The sequence below is a fragment of the Mycolicibacterium stellerae genome (assembly GCF_003719305.1).
Classification (GTDB): domain Bacteria; phylum Actinomycetota; class Actinomycetes; order Mycobacteriales; family Mycobacteriaceae; genus Mycobacterium; species Mycobacterium stellerae.
The window spans coordinates 79,626-95,400 of sequence record NZ_RARC01000026.1; the positions used below are offsets into that span (position 1 = coordinate 79,626).

The 15,775-nt window shown below is 67.2% G+C and carries 18 protein-coding genes; 11 read left to right on the plus strand and 7 right to left on the minus strand.

Annotated features, from left to right (window positions below):
• Positions 1-66 precede the first annotated feature (66 nt).
• From D6M19_RS25340 to D6M19_RS25350, 3 genes are read left to right on the plus strand one after another with little or no spacing between them, the layout of a single operon-like run.
• Positions 67-1,362 carry an adenylosuccinate synthase gene (locus tag D6M19_RS25340; protein ID WP_123028032.1) on the plus strand — a complete coding sequence of 432 codons (1,296 nt, stop codon included), beginning with the start codon at positions 67-69 and terminating at the stop codon, positions 1,360-1,362.
• On the plus strand, positions 1,359-2,000 hold the full coding sequence (locus D6M19_RS25345) for a PaaI family thioesterase (RefSeq protein WP_123028033.1): 642 nt from the start codon (positions 1,359-1,361) through the stop codon (positions 1,998-2,000). Before D6M19_RS25340 ends, D6M19_RS25345 begins: the two co-directional genes overlap by 4 nt.
• On the plus strand, positions 1,997-2,656 hold the full coding sequence (locus D6M19_RS25350) for a hypothetical protein (protein ID WP_123028034.1): 660 nt from the start codon (positions 1,997-1,999) through the stop codon (positions 2,654-2,656). Before D6M19_RS25345 ends, D6M19_RS25350 begins: the two co-directional genes overlap by 4 nt.
• On the opposite strand, the gene D6M19_RS25355 is transcribed toward D6M19_RS25350, so the two are convergent.
• From D6M19_RS25355 to D6M19_RS25370, 4 genes are read right to left on the minus strand one after another with little or no spacing between them, the layout of a single operon-like run.
• Entirely contained in the window at positions 2,653-2,844 is a 192-nt protein-coding gene (locus D6M19_RS25355) for a ferredoxin (RefSeq protein ID WP_123028035.1), read from the minus strand. The two genes, D6M19_RS25350 and D6M19_RS25355, sit on opposite strands and share 4 nt — an antisense overlap.
• Positions 2,841-4,073 carry a cytochrome P450 gene (locus tag D6M19_RS25360; protein ID WP_123028036.1) on the minus strand — a complete coding sequence of 411 codons (1,233 nt, stop codon included), beginning with the start codon at positions 4,071-4,073 and terminating at the stop codon, positions 2,841-2,843. Before D6M19_RS25360 ends, D6M19_RS25355 begins: the two co-directional genes overlap by 4 nt.
• Positions 4,074-4,083: 10 nt before the next feature.
• The gene (locus tag D6M19_RS25365; protein WP_407665407.1) at positions 4,084-4,821 is read right to left on the minus strand and encodes an alpha/beta fold hydrolase; all 738 of its coding nucleotides are present in this window, start codon (positions 4,819-4,821) and stop codon (positions 4,084-4,086) included.
• Positions 4,822-4,831: 10 nt separating this feature from the next.
• Positions 4,832-6,880 carry an MMPL family transporter gene (locus D6M19_RS25370; RefSeq protein WP_123028038.1) on the minus strand — a complete coding sequence of 683 codons (2,049 nt, stop codon included), beginning with the start codon at positions 6,878-6,880 and terminating at the stop codon, positions 4,832-4,834.
• Between the two features lie 64 nt (positions 6,881-6,944).
• Between D6M19_RS25370 and D6M19_RS25375 the strand changes: the two genes are divergently transcribed.
• The gene (locus D6M19_RS25375; protein WP_123028039.1) at positions 6,945-7,421 is read left to right on the plus strand and encodes a MarR family winged helix-turn-helix transcriptional regulator; all 477 of its coding nucleotides are present in this window, start codon (positions 6,945-6,947) and stop codon (positions 7,419-7,421) included.
• On the opposite strand, the gene D6M19_RS25380 is transcribed toward D6M19_RS25375, so the two are convergent.
• Both D6M19_RS25380 and D6M19_RS25385 read right to left on the minus strand, forming a co-directional pair.
• Positions 7,375-8,613, minus strand: a complete 1,239-nt coding sequence (locus D6M19_RS25380; RefSeq protein WP_123028040.1) for a glycosyltransferase — start codon at positions 8,611-8,613, stop codon at positions 7,375-7,377. The genes D6M19_RS25375 and D6M19_RS25380 overlap by 47 nt on opposite strands.
• A gap of 134 nt (positions 8,614-8,747) precedes the next feature.
• A complete protein-coding gene (locus tag D6M19_RS25385; protein ID WP_123028041.1) occupies positions 8,748-10,337 on the minus strand; it encodes a Na+/H+ antiporter in 1,590 nt (529 codons plus the stop codon).
• Between the two features lie 57 nt (positions 10,338-10,394).
• Here D6M19_RS25385 and D6M19_RS25390 point away from each other — a divergent pair, with 57 nt between their 5' ends.
• From D6M19_RS25390 to D6M19_RS25415, 6 genes are read left to right on the plus strand one after another with little or no spacing between them, the layout of a single operon-like run.
• Positions 10,395-10,703, plus strand: coding sequence for a UBP-type zinc finger domain-containing protein (locus D6M19_RS25390; protein ID WP_123028057.1), 309 nt, complete (start codon positions 10,395-10,397; stop codon positions 10,701-10,703).
• Positions 10,704-10,726: 23 nt separating this feature from the next.
• Positions 10,727-11,992: a formate-dependent phosphoribosylglycinamide formyltransferase gene (purT, locus tag D6M19_RS25395; RefSeq protein ID WP_123028042.1), complete on the plus strand. Its 1,266-nt coding sequence runs from the start codon at positions 10,727-10,729 to the stop codon at positions 11,990-11,992.
• Positions 11,993-12,027: 35 nt separating this feature from the next.
• Positions 12,028-12,435 carry an Rv0361 family membrane protein gene (locus D6M19_RS25400; RefSeq protein ID WP_123028058.1) on the plus strand — a complete coding sequence of 136 codons (408 nt, stop codon included), beginning with the start codon at positions 12,028-12,030 and terminating at the stop codon, positions 12,433-12,435.
• Between the two features lie 19 nt (positions 12,436-12,454).
• Complete coding sequence (locus tag D6M19_RS25405; protein WP_123028043.1) at positions 12,455-12,868, plus strand: rhodanese-like domain-containing protein; 414 nt, start codon at positions 12,455-12,457, stop codon at positions 12,866-12,868.
• Positions 12,865-14,082, plus strand: coding sequence for an O-succinylhomoserine sulfhydrylase (locus D6M19_RS25410; RefSeq protein ID WP_123028044.1), 1,218 nt, complete (start codon positions 12,865-12,867; stop codon positions 14,080-14,082). Before D6M19_RS25405 ends, D6M19_RS25410 begins: the two co-directional genes overlap by 4 nt.
• Positions 14,083-14,514, plus strand: coding sequence for a hypothetical protein (locus D6M19_RS25415; protein ID WP_123028045.1), 432 nt, complete (start codon positions 14,083-14,085; stop codon positions 14,512-14,514). It begins immediately after the preceding gene.
• Here the strand turns inward: D6M19_RS25415 and D6M19_RS25420 are convergent.
• A complete protein-coding gene (locus D6M19_RS25420; RefSeq protein ID WP_123028046.1) occupies positions 14,484-15,344 on the minus strand; it encodes an SDR family oxidoreductase in 861 nt (286 codons plus the stop codon). The genes D6M19_RS25415 and D6M19_RS25420 overlap by 31 nt on opposite strands.
• Before the next feature lie 112 nt (positions 15,345-15,456).
• Here D6M19_RS25420 and D6M19_RS25425 point away from each other — a divergent pair.
• A partial coding sequence (locus D6M19_RS25425) for a DUF222 domain-containing protein (protein ID WP_123024764.1) occupies positions 15,457-15,775 on the plus strand: 319 nt, incomplete at its 3' end.

A 15,775-nucleotide genomic window follows, 5' to 3' on the forward strand; every position in this document is an offset into this window, starting at 1 on the left:
CGGCTCCTCGCGACGACTGGGATAGGGTGGCTCACCGGCTGGATCACAATAAGCGGGAGAAACGCCATGCCGGCAATCGTGCTCATCGGCGCCCAGTGGGGCGACGAGGGCAAAGGTAAGGCCACCGATCTGCTCGGTGGGCGCGTGCAGTGGGTCGTGCGGTATCAGGGCGGCAACAACGCCGGACATACCGTTGTGCTGCCGACGGGTGAGAACTTCGCGCTGCACCTGATTCCGTCGGGCATCCTGACGCCCGGTGTCACCAACGTGATCGGCAACGGCGTGGTGGTCGACCCCGGCGTTCTGCTCGACGAGTTGAAGGGCCTCGAGGATCGCGGGGTCGACACCGAGCGCCTGCTGATCTCCGCCGACGCGCATCTGCTGATGCCCTATCACGTCGCCATGGACAAGGTGGTCGAGCGATACGCGGGCAGTAAGAAGATCGGCACCACCGGTCGCGGCATCGGACCCTGCTACCAGGACAAGATCGCCCGCATCGGGATTCGTGTCGCCGATGTTCTCGACGAGGCTGCGCTGGCCCAAAAGGTCGAAGCGGCACTGGAATTCAAGAACCAGGTGCTGGTCAAGATCTACAACCGCAAGGCGCTGGTGCCCGAAGAGGTGACCGAGAACCTGCTCACGACGGCGGAGGGCTTCAAGCACCGCATCGCAGACGCCCGCCGACTGCTCAACGTTGCCCTCGACAACGGCGAGACCGTGCTGCTCGAGGGCTCCCAGGGCACGCTGCTCGACGTCGACCACGGCACGTATCCCTTTGTCACGTCGTCGAACCCGACCGCGGGCGGGGCGGCCGTCGGCTCCGGCATCGGCCCGACCCGCATCACCACCGTGCTGGGGATCCTGAAGGCCTACACCACCAGGGTCGGCTCGGGTCCCTTCCCGACCGAGTTGTTCGACGAGATGGGCGAGTACCTGTCCAAGACGGGTGGGGAGTTCGGGGTGACGACGGGCAGGCGTCGCCGCTGCGGCTGGTTCGACTCGGTGATCGCGCGCTATGCCACCCGCGTCAACGGCATCACCGACTATTTCCTGACCAAGCTCGATGTGTTGTCCAGTCTCGAGACGGTGCCGATCTGCGTCGGCTACACGGTGAACGGCAAGCGCACCGACGACATGCCGATGACGCAGAGCGACATTCACGCCGCGGAGCCGATCTACGAAGAGATGCCGGGCTGGTGGGAGGACATCTCCACGGCCCGCGAATTCGACGATCTGCCCGCCAAGGCGCGCGACTACGTGCTGCGGCTGGAAGAGCTTGCCGGAGCATACATTTCGTGCATCGGTGTGGGACCCGGCCGGGAGCAGACGATCGTGCGCCGCGACATCCTGGCCGGCCCGTGACTTCCGCGGACGACCCCCGGCTCGTCGACCCCGAATACGACAGGCACGGCGGCTTCCCGAATTTCGAAGCGGCACAGCCAGGCCCGGGTTTCGGCCGGTTCCTGTCGGCGATGCGGCGGACACAGGATCTCGCGGTGTCGGCCGATCCCGACAGCGACACCTGGAACGAAGCGGCCGACCTGGCCGAAAAATTGGTGAACCTGCTCGACCCGTTCGAGGCGACCGAAGGTGTCGGTCCGGCCAACCGGGTGCCAGCGCTGCCCGGTTCGGGCAGCCTGCTGATGCCGCCATACCGGGTGACGAAGTTCGAATCCGACGCCGTCGAGTTGACCGTGCAGTTCAGCCGCTTTCACGTAGGTGGCAATAACGCCGTGCACGGCGGTGTTCTGCCGCTAATGTTCGACTCGATGTTCGGCATGGTGATCCACGCCTCCGGACGGCCGATCAGCCGGACCGGCTTTCTGCATGTCGACTACCGGAAGGTGACGCCGATCGACACCCCGCTGACCATGAGGGGCTGGGTCGACAGGACCGAAGGCCGAAAGGCTTTCGTCAACGCTGAACTGCGCGACCCCGACGGCAATCTGCTGGCCGAGGCCAACGGGCTGATGATCCGATTGCTGCCGGGCCAGCCGTGAAGCCGCAGCGGCCGCATCCGCTGACCACCCCTCGCGCGGCGGCGCTGGCAGGCGTGCTGTTCGGACTCTTGTTCGGGACCGCGCTGATCCTGATCCGCACCGCGCTGCCTCCAGGCGCCGAAGAGGGCGCGCAGTGGATGGACGCGGGCAGCCATCGAATGAGAGTGGCCGCCATCTTGATGCCGTTCGCGGGCATCGCGTTTCTGTGGTTCATCGGTGTGGTGCGGGACGGTTTCGGCCACCTCGAAGACAGATTCTTCTCGACGGTGTTCATCGGTGCTGGGTTGACGTTTCTGTCCATGATGTTCGTATCTGCGGCCATCGGTGCGGGGCTGGCCGCCAGCGGCCGCGACGTGGTGGACGGATCCGCGCATACGGAGGTGGCCACCTTCGGGCAGATGGTCCTGATCGTCCTGACGAAGACATATGCACTGAGAATGGGTGCGGTTTTCATGATCTCGCTGGCCACCATCTGGCTCAAGACGGGTCTGATGCCCCGCTGGCTGGTCATCGTGACTTATCTTCTGGCGGTTGGGATTCTGTTAGCCAGTGATATCAGCATGTGGATGACGCTGGCGTTCCCCGTGTGGGTGCTCATCGTCAGCGTTCTGCTGCTGGTGCGCGCGGGCGTGATCGACCTGGACCGCGAAGACTAGTCGACGATCGTCAGCGCCTGCGAGGGGCAGAACCTCACCGCTTCGCGCGCCTTGTCTTCTTCGTCGGCGGGGATGTCGTCGACGAGCACCACCACGATGCCGTCGTCGTCCTGGTCGAAGAGGTTGTCCGCGCACATCACGCAGTTGCCCGACTGAATGCAGACATCGCGGTCGGCGTGCACCTTCACCAGCGCACCTCCAGTGACTTCAGGCCGTAGATGAAGTTCCATGTCCGGAACGCCACATCGGAGAAATCCTCTGCCAGCGTCAGGTTGGGGAACCGGCGTAGCAGTGCGGGAAACGCGATGCGCATCTCCATCCGGGCCAGCGGCGCGCCGAGACAGTGGTGCACGCCGTGGCCGAATGCCAGATGGCCGGGAGCGCCGCGGCGGATGTCGAGGATCTCGGGTGAGTCGATGAAGTCGGGGTCCCTGTTGCCCGACGGCATGGACGGAAAGACCAGATTGCCTGCAGGGATCGTCACGCCCGCCACCTCGACGTCGGTGGTGGTGATGCGCGGGATCGCGGTCTGCACGATGGAAAGCCAGCGCAACAGCTCCTCGATCGCGGGACCCACAGCCGCGGGATCGTCGCGCACCATGGCGAGCTGCTCGGGATGACGCAGCATCGCAAGCGTGCCGAGGCCGAGCATGTTCGACGTGGTTTCGTGGCCTGCGAGCAGCAGCAGGCTGGCCACCCCGATCAGCTCGTCGTCGGTGAGCTCGTCGCCGTGTTCGCGCACCAGCATGCCGAGGATATCCTCGCCCGGCTGGCGTCGCGCACGCGTGACGAGCGTGGTCATGTATGCGCGTCCCTGCCGCTGCAGCTCGAGGCGGTCCGGTATCGGAACGGAGAAGTCCAGCTGCCGAACGCTGCGCCGCTGAAAGTCCTCGCGGTCGTCATAGGGCACCCCGAGCAGTTCGCAGATCACCAGCGAGGGAATCGGCAGAGCGAAGTTCTCCACCAAATCCACCGGCGGGCCCGCGCTTTCCATCGCGTCCAGCTGCGCATCGACGATCTCGACGATGCGCGGCTCGAGGCGCTTCATCCGCCTGATGGTGAACTCGGGTGTCAGCATGCGGCGCAGCCGCGCATGTTCGGGCGGATCGAGGCCGAGCAGGTTGCCTGCCCGTGCGGTGGCCTGCTCCTCCTCGGTCGCCTGCGCAACGCCCTGCACCGCGAAGCCGGGTGGGCGCTCGTTGGAGAACCGCTCGTGGTCGGCCAGCACCGCCTTGACGTCATCGTGGCGGGTGATCAGGTACACCTGCATGCCGAACGCGTTGGTGAACTTCGCCACGCCCTGGTTCTCACGGACCTCACGCAGCCCGGCGGTTGGGCTGAACGCATCGCGGCGCATGTGAAGCGGCGGCAGTTCGGGCGCTTCGCCGTCGCGGGGCGCGGCATCGGTTTGAGCCATGCTTGAAACGCTACCCGCGGAAAACGAACTCCTCGATGAGCGTATTGACCAGTGCCGGGTTCTCCAGCCCGGCGAGGTGCGCGACGCCTTCCAGCACCGTGACCGCGGCACCGGGTACTGCCTCGGCCATTGCGATCGTCTCGGGCACTGGGAACGTCGCGTCCTCGGCTCCCGCGACGACCAGAACCGGCGACGAGATTTTCGCGAACAGCGAACGCTGGTCCGGGCGTGCGGGCACCACGCTTTTCACCGCCCACGAGCCGGATCCGATATCGACCGCAGCCACGGTGTCCGCGACGAACGCGACGACGTCGGGCCGGGTTCCGAAAGTCGTCGGCCCGAGGAAGGCCTTGAGCACCGATCGGGTCAACGGCGGCCGAACACCACCGAACAGCTTGGCAATCCGCAGCAGGAACCCGTACTCGATCTTCTGCCGTGTGCTGGCAGGCGATGCGGTGCAGTTCATCAACACGGCGCTACCGATCCGGTCCGGGTAGGTCGCGGCGAACGTGCCGCCGATCATGCCGCCCCACGAGTTGCCGACGAAGTGCGTCCGATCCTCGCCGAGCGCGTCGAGGATGTCGACGATGCAGCGGGCGCAGTCGGCGAAATCGAACATCGCCGTGAGCTTCTGGCTCCGCCCATGACCAGGAGGATCAACCAGGATGACGCGGCAGCGGTCGCCGAAATGGTCGGCCTGCGCCGCCCACATGTCGCCGGTCATCAGCAGGCTCGGCCAGAACATCATCGCCTCACCGCTACCGCGAACCTGGACCCCTAACCGCCCCAGCGCGGTGGCGACCATGTGTCTTTCCACTATGTGAACCGTAGTCCCCGTCGCGCAGCGCGGGCCACCAGATCCGTGGCCCGATGAGGGTGAACAGGGCGGGGATGATCACGGTGCGCACGACGAAAGTGTCCAGCAGGATGCCGAGGCCGACGATGATGCCGATCTGGGTGAGCACGATCAGCGGCAGCACACCCAGTACGCAGAACACCGCGGCCAGCACGATGCCCGCGCTGGTGATGACGGCGCCGGTGGCCGAGACGGCCCTGACGATGCCGTCCCTTGTGCCGTGGCCGGGTGTCTCCTCGCGGGCGCGGGTGACGAGGAAGATCGTGTAGTCGACGCCGAGTGCCACCAGGAACAGGAATGCGAACAGCGGGGCGGTGTCATCCAGCGCAGGGAAGCCGAAGATGTGCACGCTCGCCCAGCCGCCGAGCCCGAGCGCGGCCAGCGCGCTGAGCACCGTCACGGCGACCAGGATCAACGGCGCAAGGGCCGATCGGAGCAGCACGTAGAGCACGAGCAGTACGACGGCGAGGATGGCGGGGATGATGACGAGCCGGTCGCGCGCGGCCGCCGCGCTCGCATCGCGGGCCTGCGCGTCCGGCCCGCCGACCAGCGCACCGCAATCCTCGCGGTGGACCGAATCACGCAGTGCATCAATGGTTGTGAAGGCATCGTCGGATGCAGGCGCGGCGCTGAGCACCACCGACCACTGGCTGAGTCCGTCGTGCGGTGCGCCTGCCGGGTTGGCCGACACGACGCCCGGCGTTGACCTGATCGCCTGCTCGATCTCTGCCGTTCTGCCGGTCTGGGCGATGACGCGGGTGGGGTTGGTCAGGCCGCTGGGAAAGTGGGCCGCGAGCGTGTCGTATCCGCTGACCGACTCCGCCTGCACCCGGAACTGTTCGGTCTGCGACAGGCCGATCGGTGTGGTCAACAGTCCGAGGCAGAGCAGTACCAGGCCCGCGACGGCCACCGTGGTGACGCGGGCCGGTCTGCGTGCCACCGCATCGGCGACACGGTGCCAAATGCCGCCCTCGGTAAGGGGTTTCGCGCCGACCTTCGGAACGAAAGGCCAGAACAGCCTGCGGCCGAACAGGGCAAGCAGCGGCGGCAGCACGAGCAGAACGAACACCGCGGCCACGACGAGACCCGACGCGGCCTGCACCCCGAGGCTTCTGGTGGAAGGTGACGAGGCGAGCACAAGGGTCAGCAACGCCAGCACGACGGTGGCGTTGCTTGCCAGGATCGCGGGCCCGGCCTGGCGGACCGCCACCCGAAGGGCGTCGCGGTGATTCTGCGTGCGGCCCAACTCTTCTCGGTACCGTGATATCAGCAGCAGGGCGTAGTTGGTGCCCGCGCCGAATACCAGCACGCTTGTGATGCCGGACGTCGAACCGTCCGGTGTCATGCCGACGGCTTGGGCGATCGCACTACCGACGACGGCGGCGACGCGGTCGGCGAATCCGATCACGGCGAGCGGGACAAGCCACAGCACCGGCGACCGGTAGGTCACGATCAGCAGCAGCGCCACCACAAACGCGGTGACGGCGAGCAGCGTGATGTTGGCTCCGGAGAACGAGTTCGCGATGTCGGCGCCGAACGCGGGTCCGCCGGTGACCTCGACTCGGAGGTCGCTTAGCAGCCCGTCTTGCGCGGAATCGCGCAGAGCGTTGACCGCATCACCGAGCGCGAAGCCCGACAGCCCGGCGTCCAACGGCACGGTGGCCACCGCCGCCCGGCCGTCCTCGGCCACCACCACGGGTTGTTGCTTGATCGCTGCCAGATCGGCCGGGGTCAGTGCCTCGCCGTCGTGGCGACTGAAAACCACGATCGCGGGGACCCGGTCACCACCGGGTAGTTGTGCCCGCACGGCGTCCGCCCGCGCGGACTCGGCGCTGGTTGGCACGGGAACAGGCGACTGCTCGCTGGAGTCGTCGCTGCCGATCAGGCCGATCAGCGCACCAGAGACGATCAGTACGGCCAGTGCCAGCGCCCACGAGAACCGCCCGGTCATGACGTCCAATATTTCAGATAGTTAACTGTTAATCAAATGAACTTATTGCAGCTATGCTGCTCTGGTGGCGAAGACCGACCGGGCCGCACTGGAAGCGATCATCGCGGCCGACGTGCGGGCGATGACCGCGGAGTCCGATCAGATCGGAAGGCATTTCGCCGGACGACATGACGTGGCGGCCAACGACTTCCGCGCCCTGCTGTACGTCATGGTGGCCGAGACGTCGGGTTCGCCCCTGACCGCGGGCGAACTCAGGACGAAGATGGGGATGTCCGGCGCTGCCATCACCTACCTCGTCGAGCGGATGATTGCCTCCGGCCACTTCCGCCGCGAGTCCGACCCATCCGATCGGCGCAAGGTCATGCTGCGGGTTGCCGACGACGGAATCGCTGTCGCCCGAGGCTTTTTCACGCCCCTGGCCGAACACAACCGGCGCGCGATGGCCGCGTTGCCCACCGACGACCTCGCCGCGGCGCACCGGACGTTCACCGCGATCATCGACGCGATGCGCGCATTTCGCTGCGAGCTCGACGAGCAGTGACCTCCTCGATGAGAAGCTTGGCGGCCACCGTCGCCCCGTCGGAGCGGATGCTGCCTGCCACTTCAGCGGCGCGGGCGCGCGTCCCGGGAGTCATGGCGGCCTCGAGCGCCACCGACAACGACTCGACCGTCGGGGTCGGTCCGTCGTGTGCGGCACCGATACCGAGCGCCGCCACCCTGTCCGCCCAGTAGGGCTGGTCGGCCATCTGGGGGACGACGACCTGGGGTGCGCCCGCCCGTGCCGCCGTCGTCGTTGTGCCCGCGCCGCCGTGGTGCACGACCGCCGCAACCCGCGTGAACAGCGCCTGGTGGTTGACCTCGCCGATGGTGAAGCAGTCGTCCTCATCGTCGATCGGTGCCAAATCGGCCCAGCCGCGCGAGACGACGACGCGGCGGCGATGCCCGCGGACGGCCCCGATGGCGACCCTGGCGACGTCCTGAGGCGCGCGCACACTGCTGAAGCCGACGTACACCGGCGGCGCGCCCGCATCGAGGAACGCGATCAGATCGGCTGGCAGCGGACGGTCGTCGGGAAGGATCCACGCACCGGTCTGCACCACGTCGTGATCCGGCGAACCGGGCCACGGGGCGAGGATCGGATCTGCAGCCAGCCATGGCCGGTCCGTGTGGACGTGATCACGGACGTTGTCCACCGGCGGCAACCCGATTGCCGCGCGATGTGCGTTGAGCGGGTCACGGTAGAGCGCGTTGACCCGCTCCGCGTCCACGTCCCACAGCACGCGGTTGTCGATTTCACCCGGCGGGAACGGCCGACCGGGCCGCTGCAGTGGCACCTGGTGTGGCGAGGGGATGGTGCCGGGGAGGAAGGCCACGCACACGTAGTGGATGCCCAGCTTCTGGGCTATCGATCGCACACCTGCGGGCATCAAACCCGTCGCCACCACCGCGTCGCATCCATCGGCAGCGGCGGCGACCGTGTCGAACTGCATCGCCACGAGGTTGGCCGCCGTCTTGGGCGCGTCGGCCGGTGTCAGCGGCTTCTGCCCGTGCAGCATCTCGCGCAGCGACTTGCCCATCGGGATCAGCGGCACGTCGACCCGCGCCGCAAGATCCACGAAGTCGGGTGGTGCGCACACCCGAACCTGCGCGCCGAGCCCCTTTAGCGCCAGCGCGAATCCCATCAACGGTTCGACATCCCCGCGTGAACCCCACGACGACAACAAAACACGCATCGCTTCAACCCCCAAATCGCAAGCCAGGGGGACGAGTCTGCGACATCACCGGGGTCTTGCCGCAAGCCCCCCTGTGCGCTATACGTTGAAGAGGGAAGGAAATACGGCTCCCGCCGCTGCCTCATTGCTCCCGCTCAAGTGCGGTTGAGCGTCGCCTCCTCGAGATCCAGTCCGTGCAACACCGACCGCAGCACCTCGTCGTCGATGTTCCCGCTGTCTCGCTCGGCGATGAACGCTTTGCGTTCGGCGGCCAGCATCTCCAGCCGTAGTCGCCGGAATGCCGCCGTCGGACTCTCGCCGATCTCCTCCTCGGTGCGGCCGAGTCGCTCCCACGCCGAGTTTCGTCGCCGAGTGTTCCACGCGCGCAACACATCTGCGGCCCGCTCGTGCACTTCGGCGGTCTCCGGGTCGGCCAGCAGCTCGTCGAGCCGGTCGGCGGCCGCGGTGGCAGCCTTCTCCTGAGCGGCCGCTGCGGCGATCGCGTCGGTGCGCGCGTCGTCGCCCTGCACGCCGAGCCGCCGGATCAGCCACGGCAGGGTCAGCCCGTGCAGCAGCAGCGTGCCGATGACGACCACGAAGGTCAGGAACACGATGTGCGGGCGGCCGGGGAGCGGGGCGCCCGACAACGTCGTCATCGGCACCGCGAATGCCGCGGCCAGCGAGACCACACCGCGCATCCCCGCCCACGCCACCACGAAGACCTGCGCGACGGTCGGCGCGGGCTCGCGCTCCCTGATGCGTGGCGACAGCATCCTGGGCAGGTAGGCGAACGTATACACCCACACGATCCGCACGACGATCACGGTCGCGAGCACGGCCGCCGACGAGGCGAAGATCACCGAGGCGGAGATGCCCGCGAGCTCGCCGATCACCGTCGGCAACTGCAGGCCGATCATCAGGAACGCGAACGACTCGAGCAGCAGCTGAACGGCCTTCCACACCGCCTGGTCCTGCAGCCGGGTCTCGTAGCCGGCGTGCGGCGACAGCTGGCCGAGCATGAGCGCGGCCACCACGACCGCGAGCACGCCCGACCCGTGCGCCTCCTCGGCGGTGAGATAGATGACGAACGGCGCGACGAGGCCGAGCGCGCTTTCCACCAGCGGATCCCGCAGGCGGTACCGGATGAGGGCGATGACGGCGCCGAGCGCGACGCCGATCACGACGCCGCCTCCTGCGGCCAGCGCGAACGTGCCAAGGCCCTTGCCCCAGGTCGCCGCGCTGCCGATCGCCGCGGCGAGCGCGACCTTGTAGGCGGTCAGCGCGGTTGCGTCGTTGAGCAGGCTCTCACCGCCGAGCAGCGTCATCACCCGGCGAGGCAGGCCGAGCCTGCGGCCGACGGCCGTGGCCGAGACCGCGTCGGGCGGAGCCACGATGGCGCCGAGCGTCAGCGCCGCCGCGACCGTCAGCTCGGGCACCGTGTGGAAGGCGACGAAGCCGACCGCGAACGTCGTGACCAGCGGCAGACCGACGGCCAGCAGCGAGATAGGACGGATGTTCCGTTTCAGGTTGAGGTAGCTGCTTTCCAGGCCGGCCGACCACAGAAGCGGCGGCAGCAGAACATAGAGTACGAGCTCCGGGTCGAGCTCGATGTCCTCGAAGACGGGGATCGTGCTCACCGCAAGGCCCGCCACCACCAGTGCCAGGGGAGCGGACGCGTTGAAGCGGCGCGCCAAAGCGGCCAGCAGCACCGACAGCACCAACACGGCGAGCAGGGAGCCTTGCACTGGGTCACACCTCCTTCGCCGAACCTGCGTCACACGATGTCCCTATCCTTGGACAGCATGCTGAAGAGATCGCGCGGACGCGAAGCTAGGGCATCGGAGGGGCCGACCACCTGCCCGCATCTCTTGGCTGCAACCTCAGAACCGCAGCCGCTTACTCCCGGACAGTGCCAGGCCTGCGCGGAGCTGGGGGAGAACACCTGGGCGCATTTGCGGATGTGTATGACATGCGGTCACGTCGGCTGCTGCGACTCGAGCCCGCATCAACACGCCAGCGAACACTTCCGCGACACCGGCCACCCTGTGATGCGATCCGTTGAGCCCGGAGAGAACTGGCGATGGTGCTACATCGACATCCGGCTCGGGTGAGGATCTGGCAGGCTTGACCCCCGATGAGTGAAACCAACCAAACCCCCGAACCCGAGGACACGCCGGGCGACGAGTCGACCGACACCGAGCCGGCCGCGCAGCGCGACGAACGCAGCGCGGTGATGCTGCTCGGCTCCGGTGAGTTGAGCCGAGAGTTGACCCTGGCGTTCCAGCGGCTCGGCCGTGAGGTGGTGGCAGTCGACCGGTATGCGAATGCGCCCGCCCACGGGGTGGCCGATCGCGCGGCGGTGGTGAAGATGAACGACGCCGAGGCGCTCACCGCGATCATCGAGCGGGCCAACCCGCTGTTTGTCGTTGCCGAGTCCGGCCTCATTGCGGTGGACGCGCTTGTCGCTGCCGCAGAGCGCGGCTTGGAGGTGTTTCCGACACCCCGCAGTGTGCGAATGTCCCAGGACCGGGAGGGCATGCGGAAGCTGGCCGCAGATGAGCTGGGCTTGCCGACCGTGCCGTTCTGGTTCGCCGGGTCGGTCGACGAGCTGACCGCGGTGGCCGAGCACGCCGGCTTCCCGCTGGTGGTCAAGCCGATCGCGGGGGTGCCGGGCGAGGGCGAGTCGGTGTTGTTGCGCATCGAGGATGTCGAGGCGGCGTGGCAGCGCGCCGTTTCGGCGGGCCGGGTTGCACACAGCAGGGTGCTCGCAGAGACCGTCGTCGAGGTCGATCACGAGATCACCCTCATCACGGTCCGGACCACCGGACCGACGGGGCCCGCGCTGCATTTCTGCGAACCGATCGGCCACCGCGCGGGGGACAACGACCTGCTGGAGTCTTGGCAGCCTCAGTCGCTGTCGGCCCCTGCGTTGGACGCGGCGAAGTCGATCGCCGCGCGCATCGTCAACGCGCTCGGGGGCCGCGGCGTCTTCGGAGTCGAACTGCTGGTGAGCGGTGACGACGTGTACTTCGCCGACGTCCGCACCAGACCGCATGACAGTGGGCTGGTAACCCTTCGGTCGCAACGGCTTTCGGAGTTCGAACTGCACGCAAGAGCGATCCTGGGGCTGCATGTGGACACCATCATGATCTCCCCTGGTGCCGCAGAGGTGACGTATGCGGGTGCCGATTGGGCGCGAGTCGAGATCGCGCCGGAGAACGTCAACGCGGTGCTCGGCGACGCATTGGCCGTTGCGGAGAGCGATGCCCGGCTGTTCAACCGGCCCGACGAGGGGGAACCCCGGCGTCGACTCGGGCTGGCGCTGGCGACCGCGCCGGACGTGACGACCGCCAGGGACAGGGTGCGCCGAGTCACCGGCGTGCTGCGCAAACTCTGGTAGCCGTGCCGTCCGACGAGGCCGCCGACAGGCCGACCATGGCCCCGTTCGTGGGTGCGCTGGCAATCATTGTGGTCGTCGTGATCGCAATCTGGTTGTTCAGCGTTTTCGAGGGCGACCGCACCCCAGAAGACCAGCGTGTCGCGCGGGCCGCGGTCGGTCAGAATGACGCGCTGCAGCGCGAGGATTTCGCCGACTTCGGTGTGTACACATGTGACAAGGTGCGGGGTTCGGAGACCGATATGGTTGCCCGCCAACGGGATTCAGCGGCCAAGCGCGGGGCCCGGTTCGTCGACGACGTCACCGACGTCAAGATCGACGGGGACCGTGCGACGGCGACCGTTACCTACCATTTCGACAAGGCGCCGGACGAGAAAGCGCCTGTTCCGATGACCTTCCTCCGCGAGGGTGGAGCGTGGAAGGTCTGTTCGACCGGTCCCAGCTAGGTATGGGACACTCGCGATCGTGAGCTACGCGGGAGACATCACACCTGAAGAGGCCTGGAAACTTCTCAACGATGACCCTCAGGCCGTGCTCGTCGACTGCCGCACCGAGGCGGAATGGCGCTTCGTCGGCGTGCCCGACCTGACGGGTCTCGATCGCGACGTCGTTTACGTCGAGTGGAACCGCACCGACGGCAGCAGAAACGACGGCTTCGTCGACGACCTCGTCGCAGCGGGCGTCGAACCCGGAGACCGGCCCGTTGTGTTCCTGTGCCGCTCCGGAAACCGATCGATCGGCGCCGCCAAGGCCGCGACGGAGGCGGGCATCGCACCGTCCTACAACATCCTGGACGGATTCGAGGGCGACCTCGACGAGGACAAGCACCGCGGGTCCACCGGCTGGAAGGCGCTCGGCCTGCCTTGGACGCAGTCGTGAGCGATAAGGACAAGCCGTCGGTGCGCACCCCGGCCGAACTGCCCGAGGGCGTCAGCCAGGCCACCATCGGGGTGCGCGGCGGCCTGTTGCGGTCCGGCTTCGAAGAGACCGCGGAGGCGATCTACCCGACGTCCGGGTATGTGTACGCAAGCGCGGCAGAGGCGGAGAAGGCGTTCACCGGTGAAATCGACCGGTACGTGTACTCGCGGTACGGCAACCCGACGATCTCCATGTTCGAGGAGCGGCTGCGGCTGATCGAAGGCGCGCCTGCGGCGTTCGCTACGGCGACCGGAATGGCCGCGGTGTTCACCTCGCTTGGTGCGCTGCTGGCCAACGGTGACCGACTCGTCGCGGCCCGCAGCCTGTTCGGCTCGTGCTTCGTGGTGTGCAACGAGATCCTGCCGCGGTGGGGCGTGGAGACGGTGTTCGTCGACGGCGAGGATCTGTCGCAGTGGGAGCAGGCGCTGTCCAAGCCGACGCAGGCGGTGTTCTTCGAGACGCCGTCGAACCCGATGCAGTCGCTGGTCGACATCGCGGCGGTGTCGGAAATGGCGCACGGTGCCGGCGCAAAAGTGGTGTTGGACAACGTGTTCGCCACGCCGATCCTGCAGCAGGGTTTCCCGCTCGGCGTCGACGTAGTGGTCTATTCGGGCACCAAGCACATCGACGGGCAGGGCCGCGTGCTCGGCGGCGCGATCCTCGGCGACAAGGAATACATCGACGAGCCGGTACAGAAGCTGATGCGGCACACCGGTCCGGCGCTGAGCCCGTTCAACGCGTGGGTGTTGTTGAAGGGCCTCGAGACGCTGGCCGTTCGGGTGCAATACGGCTGCGATTCCGCGATGCGCGTCGCGCAGTTCCTCGAGAACCATCCCGCCGTGAGCTGGGTGCGCTACCCGTTCCTGGAATCGCATCCGCAGTACGACCTGGCCAAGCGTCAGATGACCGGCGGCGGCACCGTCGTCACCTTCGAGCTGAAGGGCGGCTCCAAGGAGCGCGCCTTCGAGGTCCTGGACAAGTTGAAGATCGTCGACATCAGCAACAATCTCGGCGACGCGAAGTCGCTCATCACGCATCCGGCCACCACCACCCATCGCGCGATGGGGCCCGAGGGTCGCGCTGCGATCGGGCTCGGTGACGGCGTGGTGCGGATCTCGGTCGGGCTGGAGGGGACCGAGGATCTGATCAACGATCTGGACCAGGCGCTGGGCTAGTTGTCCAGGAAGCCTTCTGCGCACGCGAGGAGCAGAAAGACACAGGCCAAGCGGGCTCGTCGCGACAAGCGGCGGGCCGCCAGGGACGCGAACTGGATTCCCGACGCTGCGCTGGAGGACATGGTCGACGGCGTCGAGCTCGTCGAGGGGTTGGAGAGCTTCGACGCGCGAATCATCCAGCGCGGCTGGACATTCGATGATGATCAGTCCGACGAGGAATTCGTCATTTGGTTCTATCCGCCGTCAGGATCCGAGGTCGGTGATGGCTTCGAGCCGGTGACGACGATCTGGATGCACGCCGCGGAGAACGCAGAGCTGGTACACGTGACCCTGGTCGGGACCGCAGAAGACCGGCCGATGACGCCCGACGAGTTCTTCGAGCGGATCGACGCGATCGAGGCCTACCGCTCCGGGGACTCCACGACACCCTGAGCGGCCTGCGCGCGCTGTTCGTACTTCTGCCGCTCGGTGCGGTCGAAAGTGAGGAACACCGTGTCGTTGCCCATCTTGTGCGACATCCAGCGACGAGCCCTTGCCGAAAGCGTTGGCGTGATCGCGCTGATGAACCGGCCCCACGTCGGAACCGAGACCAGCGTGGTCGGCTTGTCCAGTACCTTGACCACGGCCGCCGCGATGTCCTCGGGCTCGACCGGCTTCTGCAACGCCGAGGTGTGGGTGCCGGTGATGAGTTCGGTGTTGGTGAACGTCGGCATCACGCAGCTCACCTCGACCCCCTGCGAAGCGAACTCGTCGGACAATCCGGAGGACAGGCCCACCACCGCGAACTTCGTCCCGGCGTAGACAACCTGCCCCGGCACGGCCACCATGCCCGCGAGCGAGGCGATGTTGACGATGTGGCCGCTGCGGCGGGCCACCATCTCTGGCAGCACCAGCTGGCACCCGGTGAGCACGCCGTAGAAGTTCACCTCGATGGCCGACCGGATCGCCTGCTCGGACTGTTCGAGGAAGGGGCCGATCGGCATCACGCCCGCGTTGTTGATCAGCACGTCGATGTGGCCACCGCCGTCGGTGCGGGCCTTGTCGAGGAACGTGGCGAACGACTGGCGATCGGTGACGTCGAGCGGGTAGCCCGACACCGGACCGAGCTTGGTGAGGTCGGCGACGGCAGACTCCTGCAGCGCCACATCGCGGTCGCCGATGACCACCCGCGCACCGCGGGCCAGCAGCGCCTTTGCTGTCGCGAACCCGATGCCGCGGGCGGCGCCGGTGATCGCGATCGTCTTGCCCCTGATGTTGTCCATGAGACCAAACTTTACAGGTGTCAAGTTTTTATGGGAAGCGGCCTGAACAGCGACTTTCAGGTATCAACACCGCTGAGGCAAATTTGTCGGGGTCGCGAATATACTCGAATATATGTTCGATTCGGAGTTCGCGGCGGCCAGCGATGCAGACGTCATCGCCGCGATCGAGGATGGGGTGCGCCAGGAGGCGATCGCCGGTGCGCGCCGGCTGGCCGCGATCGCCGAGTTGACGCGGCGCCGCGTCGACGCCGATGACGAGCGGGTGTGGTGGGCGTTCGATCCGTGGGACTCGGCGTGTGCCGAGGTGGCCGCGGCGATGGCGATCGGGTCGCGGCGCGCCTCGGGGCAGATGCGCATCGCCCAAGCGCTGCGCGACCGGCTACCCCAGGTTGCCGCGCTGGCGGGCAAGGGCGCACTCAGCAGCCGGCTGG